We start from the raw sequence: 15,009 nt of genomic DNA, 5'->3' as shown, positions 1-15,009 counted from the left end.
ATCAAAGACAGTTGCTCCGCGCAACTTTGTTCTTTCGCACTTGCACAAAGCCGCCGGCTCCCCTCATCTTAGAACGGTGCTGAGGCAATATGAGCTGGTCGAGAAAGTCCGCTCCTACGATCCCGATGCGGACGAGGGGCTGATCAATCGGGCCTACGTTTTCTCGATGCAGGCGCATGGCACCCAAAAACGCGCCTCCGGCGACCCCTATTTCAGCCATCCGATCGAGGTCGCGGGGATCCTGACCGACCTCAAGCTCGACGACCAGACGATCGCCACCGCGATTCTCCACGACACGATCGAGGACACACTGGCGACGCCGCAACAGATCGAGAAACTGTTCGGAACGGACGTCGCGCGGCTGGTCGATGGCGTCACCAAGCTGAGCAAGATCGAGGCGCAGTCGGAGAACGAGCGCGCCGCGGAGAACCTTCGCAAGTTCCTGCTGGCGCTGAGCGACGACATCCGTGTGCTGCTGGTGAAGCTGGCTGACCGCCTCCACAACATGCGGACGCTCCATCACATCAAGTCCGAAGAGAAGCGCCGCCGCATTGCCCGCGAGACGATGGATATCTACGCGCCGCTCGCCGAGCGCATCGGCATGTACGAGATGATGACTGAGATGCAGACGCTGGCGTTCCGCGAGCTGGAACCCGACGCCTACGCCTCGATCATGCGGCGGCTCGAGCAACTGACGCAGGCGGGCGGCGATCTCGTCAGCCGCATCGGCCTTGGCCTGCAGCTCTACCTCGCCGACAATGGGCTGGAGGCCGAAGTTTTCGGCCGTCAGAAGCACCCCTACTCGATCTGGAAAAAGATGGCCGAGCGGCACATCAGCTTCGAGCAATTGTCGGACGTCATGGCGTTTCGCGTGATCGTCGACGACGTGGCCGACTGCTACCGCGCGCTCGGGCTGATCCACAGCCGCTGGCCGATGGTTCCGGGGCGTTTCAAGGATTACATCTCTACGCCTAAGCGCAACGGCTACCGCTCGCTGCACACTTCGGTCATCCATGATTCGAAGATGCGGATCGAAATCCAGATCCGCAGTCGTGAGATGCACGAGCAGGCCGAGCGCGGCTTGGCCGCGCACTGGGCCTATAAGGAAGGCAAACCGCAGGGCGAGCTGACCATCCCGTGGGTCGATGACCTCGTCGAAATCCTCGACCATGCCGACAGTCCGGAAGAGCTGCTCGAGCATACGCGGATGGCGATGTATCAGGATCGCATTTTCGCCTTTACGCCGAAGGGTGAATTGATCCAGCTGCCCAAGGGCGCGACACCGGTGGACTTCGCTTATGCGGTACACACCGACCTCGGCGACCGCACGGTGGGAGCCAAGGTGAACGGCCGTGTGGTGCCGCTGCGGACGATGCTGGAGAATGGCGACCAGGTCGAAATTCTCGCGTCCGAAGCGCAGCACCCGCAGCCGAGCTGGCTGCGCTTCGTGACCACCGGCAAGGCACGGTCCGGCGTGCGCCGCTTCGTCCGTCACAAGGAACGCGACGAGACCATCCAGCTCGGCCGGAAGATTTACGACGAGATCGTCGCGCGCCTGCCTGCCGAGCTCAACAAGGATGCGCTGAAGCGCGCGCTCAAGAAGCTGAAGATCGAGAATCAGGATGAGCTGATGATCGCCATCGCGCGCAAGCGGGTGAGCGACGAAGACCTGATGGAAACGCTGATGCCGGGTTCAGCCGGCGGAGACGTCGCCCCGCGACCGCTCGGCCAGCGCCAGGCAATCTCGATCAAGGGTCTGACGCCCGGCGTTGCCTATCACCTCGCCCAATGCTGCCACCCGATCCCGGGCGACCGCATCGTCGGTCTTCGCCGCGAGGACGAGGAAATCGAGGTCCACGTTATCGGTTGCGACACGCTGGCGAGCGGCGTCGACGCCGACTGGCTGGACCTAAGCTGGGGCGAGGGCTCGGACGGTGGCGCGGCGCGGTTGGCGATCATCCTGCGCGACATTCCAGGCGCGCTCGGCACCATGTCGAGCATCCTTGGCGCCAAGCACGCAAACATCATCAACCTTCAGCTGACCCACCGCGACGGGAGCTTCCAGACCTTCCACCTGGACATCGAGGTGCACGACCTTGCGCACTTGCACGCAATCATCGCCGCGCTGCGCGACGCGGAGCCGATCAGCTCCGTCGAGCGGATCTAGTCCGGGCCTTCACCCGCTGGTGTCGCGCATGCGCGTCGCCGCCGGCCAGCACCGCCAGCATGACAAGATCCGACGCGCTCGCCGTCATCGGCGCGATCTGCACCGGATGCTCCAGGCCTAGCATGTAAGGACCAAGGACGCTCTCGCCGCCTAGCTCGCGCAACAGCTTGGTCGACAGGCTGGCCGACTGCAGGCCGGGCATGACCAGAATGGTGGCCGGCCCCGACAGACGCGAGAACGGGTAGTAGCGCTTCTGCATTTCGTAATTGAGCGCGACGTCGGGCGCCATTTCGCCTTCATATTCGAAATCGGCATTGAACCCGTCGAGGATCGACACCGCGTCTCGCAGCCCTTCGACGTGCATGCCCGGCGGGTTGCCGAACGTCGTGTAGCTGATGAAGGCCACGCGCGGCTCGATCCCCATCCGACGCGCGAAGGCCGACGAGCGCAGCGCAATCGCTGCATATTGTTCGGCCGTGGGACGCTCGGTGACTGCAGTGTCGGCAATGAGGATCGTGTGGCTGCGCCCGACCACAACGTTGACGCCAAACGGCGTCGCGTCGGGTTCGTCCTCGATCACCAGCCGCACCTGCTTCAGCGACTGGCTGAAGGGGCGGGTGGTGCCGGTGATCATCGCGTCGGCTTCGCCGATCGCCAGCATCGCCGCGGCGAAATAATTGCGGTCCTGATTGACCAGTCGCTCGACCTCGCGGCGCAGCATGCCGTGCCGCTGGTGCTTGGCGTAGATGTAGTCGACCGCGCGTCCGACAAGGGGCGAATTGCGGCTGTTTAGAACCTCGAAATCCTTCGGATTTTCGACGCCCATCTCCTTGAGCTGGTCGTAAACATCGTCGCGCCCGACCAGCACGGGCGTCCCGTAACCGGCTTCCTTGAACGCAATTGCGGCGCGGAGGACGTTCGGCTCCTCGCCTTCGGCGAACAAGACACGCTTCGGATTCTGCCGCGCATTTTCATACGCCAGGCTCATGACCGCGACCGTCGGGTTCAGGCGTCCACTGAGCTGGCGGCGATACGCCGCCATGTCCGGGATTGGCCGCTGCGCGACGCCGCTCGTCACCGCTGCTTCCGCAACCGCCGATGCAACCACTTCCATCAACCGGGGATCGAAGGGCGCCGGGATGATGTAGTCGCGTCCGAAACTGTGCGAACGCCCGCCGTAGGCTGCTGCCACTTCTTCCGGAACAGGCTCGCGCGCCAGCTCAGCAAGCGCTTCGGCAGCGGCGATCTTCATCGCGTCGTTGATCGCCGTCGCGCGCACGTCGAGCGCGCCACGGAAGATGAAGGGGAAACCAAGGACATTGTTGACCTGGTTCGGGAAGTCCGAGCGGCCGGTAGCGATGATCGCGTCGGGCCGCGCCGCCTGCGCATCCGGCGGCCAGATTTCCGGATCCGGATTGGCCATGGCGAAAATGATCGGCTCCTTGGCCATGGTCTTCACCATCTCGGGCTTCAGCGCGCCCGCCGCCGAGAGGCCGAGGAACACGTCCGCGCCGTCGACCGCGTCGGCAAGCGTACGCTTGTCGGTCTCGACTGCATGCGCCGATTTCCACTGGTCGAGGTCGTTCCGCCCTTTGTGGATGACGCCCTTGCGGTCGCACATGAGGACGTTGTCGCCGCGGACGCCCATGGCCTTGATCAGCTCGGTGCAGGCGATCGCGGCGGCACCGGCGCCATTCACCGCCACCTTGATGTCGGCGAGGTCGCGGCCGGTTAGCAGGCACGCGTTGATGAGGCCGGCGGCGGTAATGATCGCGGTGCCGTGCTGGTCGTCGTGGAAGACCGGGATGTTCATCCGCTCGCGCAGCGTCTGCTCGATGATGAAGCAGTCGGGCGCGGCAATGTCCTCGAGGTTGATGCCGCCGAAGCTCGGCTCGAGTAGCTCGACCGCGTCAATGAACCGCTGCGCGTCCTCGGTCTTCACTTCGATGTCGATGGCGTCGACGTCAGCGAAGCGCTTGAACAGCACCGCCTTGCCTTCCATCACCGGCTTCGAGGCCAGCGCGCCGAGGTTTCCGAGACCCAAGATAGCGGTGCCGTTCGAGATGACCGCGACCAGATTGCCCTTGGCGGTGAAGTCGTAGGCGCAGGTCGGATTGTCGGCGATCGCACGCACCGGCACGGCAACGCCCGGCGAATAGGCAAGGCTCAGGTCGCGCTGCGTCGCCATCGGCTTGGTGGCGACGATCTCCAGCTTCCCGGACCGGCCGCGCGAGTGAAAGTCGAGCGCTTCCTGCTCGGTGTATTTGACGTTGCTTTCCGACATGGTCAGGGCCTTAGACCGCTCGCTGCGCAAGAGTCACGCTCGCGCGCAATGAAGGGTCGATTGGACGCAACGCAGCGGCTACGGTTTGGCCATGGCCCGCGCCGACGCTCCAACGCCCATGATGGCCCAGTACAAACGCCTCAAGGAAGAGGCGGGCGATGCCATGCTGTTCTACCGCATGGGCGATTTCTTCGAGCTGTTCTTCGATGATGCGAAAGCGGCTTCGGCGTGCCTGGACATCGCGCTCACCAAGCGCGGCGAGGACGCCGGCGAGCCGATCCCGATGTGCGGCGTCCCGGTACATGCGGCAGAATCTTATCTCGCGCGGCTGATCAAGGCGGGCCATCGTGTGGCCATCGCGGAGCAGACGGAAAGCCCGGCCGAGGCACGCAAGGCACGTGGGTCGAAGGCGCTCGTCGATCGCGCCATCATCCGGTTGGTAACACCCGGCACGCTGACCGAGGAGACGTTGCTCGAGTCCGCGTCGGCGAATTGGCTGGCGGCAATCGGGCGGGCCGGCGAAGAATGGGCGGTCGCTGCCGCTGACATCTCGACCGGGCGCTTCGAGCTGGTTGCGTGTGGACCGGGAGAACTAGCCGCCGAACTGGCGCGGTTGTCGCCTGCCGAAACAATCGCCGACGACAAGGTGCCCGGCATCCGCACGACCGCCGGCAAGGGTGGCTTCGACAGCCTTTCCGGCGAGCGCGCACTCAAGGCGCGCTTCGGGCTGGCGACGCTCGACGGGCTGGGTTCGCCGGGCCGTGCGGAGCTGGCAGCGGTGGGCGGGCTGCTGGCGTATCTGGACGTCACGCAGAAGAGCGCCGGCATACTGCTCGATGCGCCGCGACGGATTGCGCGGGCGGGCCACATGGCGATCGACGCGGCCAGCCGCGAGAGCCTTGAGTTGACGCGGTCGGTCGGCGGCACCGTAGCGGGCAGCCTTCTCGGTGAGATCGACCGATGCCAAACGGCGGCCGGCCGGCGGCTCTTGTGCGAAGACATTGCGGCGCCGCTGACCGATCGCTCCGCCATCGAGCAGCGTCTGGCGCTTGTTGCATGGCTGCACTCCGATCCGATCCGACGGGAGCGGGTACGGAGCGCGCTGAAGGCCATGCCGGACTTTGCACGCGCCCTCGCGCGTCTCGCATCAGGCCGCGGCAGCCCGCGCGATCTGGCGCTGCTGCGCGACGGCCTGAGCGCGGCGGGGAACCTGCAGCAGGAACTCGGCGATCAACCCGACCGCCCGACGTTGCTCGACGCGTTGCTGCCCAGGCTCGGCGGGCACGCGGGTCTCACCGACTTGTTCACCCGCGCACTTGTCCCAGCACCGCCGCTCGACGCGTCGAAGGGCGGATACATCGCCGAGGGCTATGATGCGGACCTCGATTCGTTGCGAAGCGCAGCGTCGAATGGGCGCCGCGCGATCGCCGCGCTGGAAGCCAAATATCGCGACGCGACCACGATCAGCTCGCTGAAGATCCGGCACAATGCGGTGCTCGGCTACCATGTCGAAGTGTCGGCGCGCCACGCCGACCGGTTGATGCAACCCGACAGCGGGTTCACGCATCGCCAGACGCTCGCCGGGGTCGTGCGCTTCAATTCGCCGGAGTTGCACGAAGAGGCGAGCCGGGTGATCGAGGCAGGTGCCCACGCGCTTTCTGCCGAGGCTTCGCATGCCGAGGAGCTGACCCGGAAAGCACTCACAACCGCGTCACAGATCACCGCCACCGCGGAAGCGATCGCCCGCATCGACGTGGCGGCCAGTCATGCGCACCGGGCCGCGGAAGGCAGCTGGTGCCGACCCGAGCTGACCGACGAAGCTTGTCTGGAAATCGAAGCCGGCCGCCATCCGGTGGTAGAGCGTGCGCTGGCCGAGGCCGGTGAACGATTCGTTGCCAACGACCTCAGCATGGGTGCGCACGATCGGCTGTGGTTGATCACCGGCCCGAACATGGGGGGCAAATCCACCTTTCTTCGTAAGGCCGCGCTGATCGCCGTGCTCGCGCAAGCGGGGAGCTTCGTTCCGGCGACGCGGGTGAAACTAGGCATCGTCGACCGGCTGTTCAGCCGCGTCGGCGCGTCGGACAATCTCGCGCGCGGCCGGTCGACCTTCATGGTCGAGATGGTCGAAACAGCCGCCATCCTCGCCCAGGCCAGCGCCAGGAGCCTCGTCATCCTTGACGAAATCGGTCGTGGCACGTCGACCTACGACGGCCTCGCGATCGCCTGGGCGGTGGTCGAGGCGATGCACGACGACGTGCAGTGCCGCACCTTGTTCGCCACCCATTATCACGAGCTGACCCGCCTAGCCGGAAGGCTCGACCGACTCTCGCTCCATCACGTCCGCGCGCGGGAATGGAAGGGCGACCTGGTGCTGCTGCACGAAGTCGCCGATGGCGCTGCCGACCGCAGCTACGGCATTGCGGTCGCAAAGCTCGCGGGCCTGCCGCCGTCGGTCGTCAGCCGCGCCAGGTCGGTGCTAGCCAAGCTCGAGGCAGGCCGTGACGCCACGGGCGGGATCGCCGCCGGCCTCGACGATCTCCCGCTGTTCGCCGCGGTCGCGAGCGAGCCGCAGCCGGACCCGCTGGCATCGGCACTCAACGCCCTTGAACCCGACCAACTGAGCCCGCGCGAAGCGCTCGAGAAGATCTACGAATTGAAGCGGCTGGCGCGCGGCGCAGACTAGCCGTCGACCTCGAGGAAGCCGCTCTGGATCAGTCTCGAGACGAGCGCGATCTTCACGTCGCCAGCAGCTGCGCCGGGTAGCTCGCCGACGCGGAAGGCTTCGTTCGATGCAATATAGCGTAGCTCGGGCTCTACCCCCGGGTGGATGGCGATATGCTCGCCGGGCACCGCGAAATCGAGCGAGCTTCCCGCGTGTCGCAGGTGACCGATCGCCAGCGGCGTGTGTCGAACGCGGGTGTCGTTGTTGACGGTCACGGGAGCCATCGGCCTCGCCAGCTGGGGCAGGTCCGCCGTCGCGCGGGACGCGCGAAGTTCCATTGCAGCCGCGATGAAGTCCGGTGAGCGGCTAATTTCGCGCAGGCGGTCCAGCGCGGGCATGATCGTCTCAGCCAGTCTGCCCGGGTCAAGGCCCTCGGGCCGCCCGAGCACGACTTCGCGCAAGCTGCGATCGCTGTCCGACAACAGGTCGATTGCCGCGATGATCGCTTCGCGCAGCGTGACGGGGTCAAAGACAATCGCGAGGTGCAGCGACTCAGTGGTCGACTCCACCGTGTGTGGCGTGCCGCCGGGAATATAGATGAGGTCGCCGGGATCGACGTCGAGGACCTGGTGGCGCTGCAGGTGCGGTGGCGCCTCGCCGACTTGCGTCCATTTGTTCTGGAGTCCGGGCGGGTCGGTGGAGATGAACCAACGCTTCTGGCCGGTCAGCTGAATGATGATGTTGTGCGGCTTGTCGTAGTGAACGATCGCCCGCGCGCCCGCCGCGCTCCAGAATATGGAGGCTTTGACCGGCTGCCGAATGATTACTTCGAGTGCGCGCACGAAGCGCTGCAATGCCGGCGCGAGTTCGACCACATCGGGAATGCGCACCGTGTAGCCGCGCTCGTGAAACTCGCCGATGATCGACTGGAAGTCTGCGGCATCGGCGGCTTGCCGCAAGACCGGCGCGGCGCCGCTCGGCGCCGGCGAATGAAAATCGAGCTTTTGCGGATGAGAACGATAGCCCCCGCTCAGCATCGTGTCGCTTGGATCGGAACCAAACAGACGCGCTCGCGGGTGATCCGCGTTGCCCTTCAGCGCGAACCACGACCGTCCGATTGCCGCGAGGAATTGCTCCACCGCTAACGGCGCGAATACCTCCGCCAACACCGCCTGCGCTTGCTCATTGGTCATGCCGCCAGTCTAACGGCCAAATCTCCCGGCGGTCGATAGCCGTTGAGACCTGCGACCGTTGCATGGCATGGGAAGTCATGGTGTCCCACGGCTTAGAGGCGGTCACTGCGCCCCGCGCGATCATCGATCGGCGCGCGATCGCCGCGCGCTTGGCTGATGCGGACGAAGCATTGCATCCCGGGATCGCCTCGGAAATTTTGACCGAAGCACTGGCAGGCGGCCGAACCGAAATTGCGCGGCGCTTGAGGGAAGAGCCCGGAAACGGACGAGCAGCCGCGCGCGCGACCTGTTTCTTGCACGATCAAATCGTTCGTCTGGCATTCGAATTCATATGCCGGGGAATGGCCAGTGCAGATGCAGGCGGGATTACGGTCGTCGGGGTAGGCGGAACCGGCCGTGGGGAGATGGCGCCGTACAGCGATCTCGACATGATGTTGATGACGGCGAAGGCTGCGTCACCCGCGCAACAGCAAATCGCCGGGGCCTTGTTGCGCGTGCTGTGGGACCTGAAGCTCAAAATCGGTCACTCCGTGCGGTCGGTGAGCCAACTCATCGCTTCGGCCAAGGACGACATCACGGTGCGGACCGCTTTTCTGGAAGCGCGCTGGCTGTGGGGCGATCAGAAGGTCTTTGATCTTGCGGTTCGGCGTTTTCAGAAGGAAATCGTGGCTGGCTCGGCAGCCGATTTTGTCGCGGCAAAGCTTGCCGAGCGGGACGCGCGTCACATCCGGATGGGCGACAGCCGCTATGTGGTCGAGCCCAACGTCAAGGACGGCAAAGGCGGTCTGCGCGACCTTCATACGCTCTATTGGATCGGCAAATACGTGCATGGGGTCCAGCGTCCGGCGGACCTTGTGAAGGCCGGTTTGCTCAGCGCGGCGGAATTTCGCCGGTTCGACCGTGCGGAGCGGTTCCTGTGGTCGGTGCGCTGCCATCTGCACGAGCTGGCCGGCCGCGCCGAGGAACGGCTCAATTTCGACTATCAGCCGCGCATTGCCGAAATCATGCACTACGCCGACCGCCCGGGGAAAGCCGCGGTCGAGCGCTTCATGCAATTCTATTTTCTCAACGCCAAAACGGTTGGCGACCTGACCGGCGTGTTCCTCGCCCAGCTTGACGAGCAAATGGGAAAGAAGGGGCTGCGCTTCGCCCTTCCCACCATCCGCCGGCGGCCCAAGCGGCTTGGCGGCTTCGTGCTCGACCGAGGCAGGATCAGCATCCCGAGCGATTCATACTTCCGAGATGATCCGATCCGGTTGCTCGAACTGTTCGCACTGGCGTCGCGCGAGCAGCTAGAAATCCATCCGGCAGCGATGCGGGCCGCCAGCCGTGACGCAAAGCTGATCAAGCGGGAGGTCCGCAACGACCCACGCGCCAACCAGCTATTCCTCGAGGTGCTGACGTCCAGGGTGCAGCCTGAACTGGTGCTTCGCTGGATGAACGAGGCGGGGGTCTTCGGCCAATTCGTGCCCGACTTCGGCCGTGTCGTCGCGCAGATGCAGTTCGACATGTACCACCATTATACGGTCGACGAGCATTCCATCCGCGCGCTTGGCCTGCTCGCGGCGATCGAACGGGGTGAGCTGAAACACGATCATCCGCTATCTACCGCGATCATCAAGCAGATCGCTTCGCGCCGCGTCCTGTACGTCGCCGTCCTGCTGCACGATATCGCGAAGGGCCGTGGCGGCGACCACAGCGTGATCGGCGCCGAGGTTGCCCGAAAGCTATGTCCGCGATTTGGCCTGGACAGCGCCGAGACGGAAACCGTCGCCTGGCTAGTCAGGCATCACCTGCTTCTCTCCTCGACCGCGTTCAAGCGCGACTTGACCGACCCCCAGACCATCGAGGACTTCGTCCATCAGGTGCAAAGTCCGGAACGCCTGCGGCTGCTGCTGATCCTGACGGTCGTTGATATCAGGGCCGTGGGACCGGGGGTGTGGAACGAATGGAAGCGAACACTGCTGCGCACCTTGTTCGAGGCCGCCGAGGAGCGCTTGCGACTTGGCCACAAGCAGCATGGCCGGTCGGAGCTGGTCCAACAGCGTCAGCGGGAGCTCGCCGCCGAGCTAGGGTGGACCGCAGGCGCCGCGCGAGCGCATGCCCGGCGCCTGCCCGACAGCTACTGGCTGGCCGAACCCGCGGCTTGGCAGGTAGCCAATGCGCTCCAGATCGCGGCCGCCGCCGCTCACATCGGCACGACGCGCCCTGACGTCGTCGTCGAGGACGATCCAGGCACGGGCGCGACCCGGGTCAGCATCTTCACGCCGGACCGCGAGGCACTCTTCTATCGCATCTGCGCGGGTCTGGCGGCGGCCGGCGCCGACATTATCGACGCGCGCATTCACACGACGCGCGACGGCATGGCGCTCGACAATCTGCTCGTGCTCGATGGCCGGGGAAAACCCTATGCCGATGGGCGGTTGAGGGCACGGCTGGTCAAGTCGGTCGTGGCGGCGCTGGACGAGGAAGCGCCACCGCCGTTGCCGGGCGGACATCGCCGGGGCGCTGTGACGTTTGATGTCGCGCCCTCGGTCACGATTGCCGACCGCGCATCGACGCGGACGACGGTCGTCGAAGTGCATGCGCGCGACCGGCCCGCCCTTCTCGCCGGATTGGCCGCCGCCATTCACGCGCAGAGACTTGATATCCATTCGGCACATATCGCGACCTATGGGGAGCGCGCGGTCGACGTGTTCTATCTAACGGCAGGGGGCAAGAAGCTGACGGCGGCGCAAGGCGAGCGGTTGCGCGACGCCCTGATTGAAGCCGCTGCACAGCCCGGGCGCGCCAAGGCCGCATAAAAAAAGGCCCCATCGCGAGACGGGGCCTTCTTCCTGCTTACTTACGAAGCCTAGTTGCCACGCTCCGGCGCCGGTGGCGGCGGGGGCGGTGGGGGTGGCGGAACCGGGCAGGCCGCGGTCGCCTCGATCACCGAGCCGTCAGGGCACGTCTGAGTCGCGGGGGCCGGAGGCGGAGGTGGAGGTGGAGGAGGCGCAACATACGGCTCCACCTTCCGGCCACCGAACTTGGCGCGCAGCGTCATTCCGAAGGTCCGCGGCTCCGACAGGAACATCGAAAACAGCTGGCGTCCGCCCGGGAATTGCGGATCGATGAACGGTGCGTGCGTGAAGCCGGCCGCGTACGGTGGCTGAGTCGAACCACCCTGCTGGAACGGCGAGTTGAACGCGACCTGCGCATAATCCTTGTTGAACAGGTTCTGCGCCCACAGCTCGATCGCCCAGGACTCGTTCGGGCCACGGATACCCACGCGTCCGTTCACCAGCGAATAGCCCTTCTGACCCTTTTGCGGGAACAAGTCGGAGCCGGTGTTGTACCTGCTGGTCACGCGCGCATCGACATAGAACAGACCGGTCAGCCCGCTTCCGCCGATGCGCGGCGTGTACGAGATCGCCCCCGTTCCGACGCTCTTGGGCGCGTTCGAGATGTTGTTGCCCGGCAGGACACGAAGCGCCGGATTGAGCGGCGCGCCATTATCGGTACCGACCAGATTATTGCGGTACTTGGTATTGGCGTAGGTGAAGCCGAGGTTGACGCGCAGGTCGCGCATCGGGCTGAAACTTGCTTCCAGCTCGACGCCTTGCGAGCGAACGCCGTAGCCGACGTCGCCAGACGGACAGGTGCCGGTCAGTGCGGCAGGGTTCAGGCTGTAAGCCGAACCCGGCGCAATCACGGGTGCGACAAAATTGGCCGAACCCGGCGCCGTGCTGTTGTCGCGGTCGAGGCCATTCAGGCTGGTCCCGCAACCGTTGACGTTCTGAACGATGAAGACCGATCCGTCGAACGTGTTCAGCTGGAAGTTCTTGAACTGCTGCCGGAAGGCGGCGACGTTGAAGAGAATTCCACGGGCGGAGAACTTGCCGCCGATTTCCCAAGCATCGACAATTTCCGGATCGAACTGCAGGTTGCCGACTAGCGCCTGCGCACCGCCGACGCTCGCAAACGAGACGGTGGGCAACTTGAGCGCCGAACGGTCGAGGTTGAAGCCACCCGCCTTGTAGCCGCGCGAGAAGCTGCCGTAGATCAGGCTGTCCTCGGTCGGCTTGTATGAAATGACGCCGGTCCCGGTGAGCTTGTGCTCCTTGCGCGTGTCAAAGATCCGCACGCCGTTCAGTTCGGACGTCGCATTACCTTGGCAAGACAGCGACAGCAGCGCGTTCGACACGGAGAACAGCGCTGCACTGAAGCCCGGGCTGTTCGGATTGATGAAGTTGCCGAGCAGGGCCTGGTTGGCCGGGCAAGCCGTGTTGTTGTTGCCGAACAGTGCGTCCAGCTTCTTGCGCTCGGTGGTGTACCGCAGGCCGACGGTCAGATCGAGCTTCGGCGTCACGTGGAAGATGTTGTGCGTGAAGAGCGCGAAATTGCGGCTTTTCTGATTGTACACGTCAAGCGTCGAGCCGACATTGTTCATGCGGTCGAGATTGTCGAACGCCGCGTAGATCAGCGGCGACGCCGCACCGAAGACTGCCGGACGCGCGGCGAGACAGGCGGGCGATGTCGGCGAATAGAGCGCGGCGAGACCGCCGGGCGACACGATCCGGCAGGTCGCGAAACGGCCATACTGGCTGCCGAAACGCAAATTGTCCGTCAGGGTCAGGCGCTCATCCGCGAAATAACCGCCGACGAGCCAGTCGAGCTTTTCGCCCAACGTCTTGCCCTGCAGCCGGAGTTCCTGGCTGAAGGTCTTGAAGCGCCGTGCGGCATTGCCGTCGGCGGGGCGGTACAGGATGTCCACCGTGCTGTAGTCGAGATCGCCGCCCTGCGATGCATCATAGTCGCGATAAGCGGTAATCGAGGTCAGCTTGGCGCCGCCCATGTCGTAGTCGATCTGGCCAGACAGACCCCAGTCCTTGGTTTTGCCGCCGTAGCTGCGGCCCGGCGTGACGGAGAGAGTGCGGTCATAGCCCGAATGCAGTGCATTGAGGTTCTGCCCGAGGTCGCGAAGGACGTTGACGATATTGTTGCCGCTGTCGTTGGTTCTGGCCGGGTTCGACCCTGGCTGGATCAGCGGGTTGGCAATCTCGTTGAGGTTGCCGATGTTCGGATTAACGCTGTTGTCGACGTAGACCGCGCCGCAGCATTTTTCGTCGCGATGCGTGTAGTCGCCGATCAGCTTGATCGACATGTTTTCGGTCGGATTCCACAGGATCTGACCGCGCGTGAACCAGCGATTGCGGTCGTTAACGCGCGTGTCGTTAGCCGGGTCGCGGTAGAAACCGTCGCGCTTCACGTACACGGCGTCGAGACGGGCCGCGACCGTGCTCGACAGCGGCCCCGTCACGCCGCCGGCAAGGCGGCGAAGGTTGTAATTGCCGACAGTGACTTCGCCGTAGCCGCCGAACGTGAACGAGGGCGGCTTGCTGAAGATGTTGATGAGGCCGGCCGAAGCGTTGCGGCCGAACAAAGTGCCCTGTGGGCCGCGCAGAACCTCGACGTGATCGATTTCGCCAAGTTCGGTGAGGCCGATGCCCGAACGCGAGCGGTAGACGCCATCGACGAATACCGCGACCGAGCTTTCGAGACCCGGGTTGTCGCCGACCGTGCCGATACCGCGGATACGAGCCGAGCCGTTCGCCTCACTGCCGGTCGATGACACGAGCAGCGATGGCGCGAGCTGGTTGAGTTGACGGATATCGGTTGCGCCAGAGTTGCGCATTTCCTGCGCGCCGACCGCCGTGACCGCGATCGGCACGTCCTGCAGAACCTGCTTACGGCCCTGGGCGGTGATAACGATGACGTCCTGCGGCGCGTCGGCGGCAGCCTGCGCCTGCGGTGTCACAGCCGCCTGTTCGGTCGGCGAAGCCTGCGTCGGCTGAACGCGGGTATCGTTATTCTGGGCAAAAGCCGGAGTCGCGACGGCGACCATGGCGGTCGTCATCAGCAAGGCGGACTTGCGGATCATCAATCTCTCTCCCCCAATCGGGCGGGGCCGCCCGGTCGTGGAATGAGGCTAAACCTGAACGCGGCTTCAAGGGAAGATGGGCCGTGCGAGAAATCAACAATCCGCAGCGGTGAAGCAATTTAGCAACAGCCGTGTAAGTAAGGGGGCGGACGTGCCGCCCGCTGTTACTTCGGTGCCAGCACCATCAGCATCTGGCGGCCTTCCATGCGCGGGTGGGCCTCAACCTTGGCGGTCTCAGCCGTCTGCTCCTGCACGCGGCGCAAAACTGCCATGCCGAGCTCGCCATGCGCCATCTCGCGACCGCGGAAGCGCATGGTGACCTTCACCTTGTCGCCATCCTCCAGGAACTCGAACACCTTCTTCATTTTGGTGTCGTAGTCGTGGTCGTCGATGTTCGGACGCATCTTGATCTCCTTGATCTCCTGCGTCTTCTGCTTCTTGCGCTGCTCGTTCGCCTTCTTCTGGGCTTCGTACTTGAAGCGGCCGATATCGAGGAACTTGGCGACCGGCGGGTCGGAATTGGGAGAAATCTCGACGAGGTCGAGCCCGACGCCCTGCGCCTGCTCAAATGCCTCGCGCGTATACATCACGCCCAGGTTTTCCCCGTTTTCGTCGATCACCCGGACCTTCTGGGACTGGATGAACTCATTGTAGCGGGGGCCGGTAAATTGCGGCGGCGCCGGTCCTCGGCGCGGATAGGGCGGTGGTATAGTCGAGTCTCCGTTCTGCTTGTGGAACTGTCGACTTATGCACTCGGCCGCACAATGAAAAGTGCAG

7 protein-coding genes are annotated in these 15,009 nt (G+C 64.6%); 3 read left to right on the top strand and 4 right to left on the bottom strand.

Going from position 1 to position 15,009, the window contains the following annotated elements; translation table 11 throughout:
* Nucleotides 1-76 precede the first annotated feature (76 nt).
* Complete coding sequence (locus QU596_RS09860) at nt 77-2,167, top strand: RelA/SpoT family protein (protein ID WP_308515347.1); 2,091 nt, start codon at nt 77-79, stop codon at nt 2,165-2,167.
* On the opposite strand, the gene QU596_RS09855 is transcribed toward QU596_RS09860, so the two are convergent.
* The gene (locus QU596_RS09855) at nt 2,145-4,451 is read right to left on the bottom strand and encodes an NADP-dependent malic enzyme (protein WP_308515346.1); all 2,307 of its coding nucleotides are present in this window, start codon (nt 4,449-4,451) and stop codon (nt 2,145-2,147) included. The two genes, QU596_RS09860 and QU596_RS09855, sit on opposite strands and share 23 nt — an antisense overlap.
* 91 nt (nt 4,452-4,542) lie before the next feature.
* Between QU596_RS09855 and mutS the strand changes: the two genes are divergently transcribed.
* Nucleotides 4,543-7,137 (top strand): DNA mismatch repair protein MutS, encoded by a 2,595-nt coding sequence (mutS, locus tag QU596_RS09850; RefSeq protein WP_308515345.1) that lies wholly within the window; start codon nt 4,543-4,545, stop codon nt 7,135-7,137.
* On the opposite strand, the gene QU596_RS09845 is transcribed toward mutS, so the two are convergent.
* Nucleotides 7,134-8,309, bottom strand: a complete 1,176-nt coding sequence (locus tag QU596_RS09845; RefSeq protein ID WP_308515344.1) for a JmjC domain-containing protein — start codon at nt 8,307-8,309, stop codon at nt 7,134-7,136. The two genes, mutS and QU596_RS09845, sit on opposite strands and share 4 nt — an antisense overlap.
* Nucleotides 8,310-8,371: 62 nt before the next feature.
* On the opposite strand from QU596_RS09845, the gene QU596_RS09840 reads away from it, so the two are divergent.
* Nucleotides 8,372-11,113 (top strand): [protein-PII] uridylyltransferase, encoded by a 2,742-nt coding sequence (locus QU596_RS09840; RefSeq protein ID WP_308515343.1) that lies wholly within the window; start codon nt 8,372-8,374, stop codon nt 11,111-11,113.
* Between the two features lie 50 nt (nt 11,114-11,163).
* On the opposite strand, the gene QU596_RS09835 is transcribed toward QU596_RS09840, so the two are convergent.
* A complete protein-coding gene (locus tag QU596_RS09835; RefSeq protein WP_308515342.1) occupies nt 11,164-14,232 on the bottom strand; it encodes a TonB-dependent receptor in 3,069 nt (1,022 codons plus the stop codon).
* 164 nt (nt 14,233-14,396) lie between these two features.
* Nucleotides 14,397-14,942, bottom strand: a complete 546-nt coding sequence (infC, locus tag QU596_RS09830) for a translation initiation factor IF-3 (protein ID WP_308517976.1) — start codon at nt 14,940-14,942, stop codon at nt 14,397-14,399.
* Between the last annotated feature and the right edge of the window lie 67 nt (nt 14,943-15,009).

Source organism: Sphingomonas flavescens (assembly GCF_030866745.1).
Lineage (GTDB): Bacteria > Pseudomonadota > Alphaproteobacteria > Sphingomonadales > Sphingomonadaceae > Sphingomicrobium > Sphingomicrobium flavescens.
The sequence above is the reverse complement of the archived record's forward strand: the minus strand, read 5'-3'. Positions and strand labels throughout refer to the sequence as shown.

Coding starts and splice junctions, on each gene's coding strand:
- QU596_RS09855 (WP_308515346.1), bottom strand. CDS start 4,451: ATGTCGGAAAGCAACGTCAAATACACCGAGCAGGAAGCGCTCGACTTT.
- mutS (WP_308515345.1), top strand. CDS start 4,543: ATGGCCCGCGCCGACGCTCCAACGCCCATGATGGCCCAGTACAAACGC.
- QU596_RS09845 (WP_308515344.1), bottom strand. CDS start 8,309: ATGACCAATGAGCAAGCGCAGGCGGTGTTGGCGGAGGTATTCGCGCCG.
- QU596_RS09840 (WP_308515343.1), top strand. CDS start 8,372: ATGGCATGGGAAGTCATGGTGTCCCACGGCTTAGAGGCGGTCACTGCG.
- QU596_RS09835 (WP_308515342.1), bottom strand. CDS start 14,232: ATGATCCGCAAGTCCGCCTTGCTGATGACGACCGCCATGGTCGCCGTC.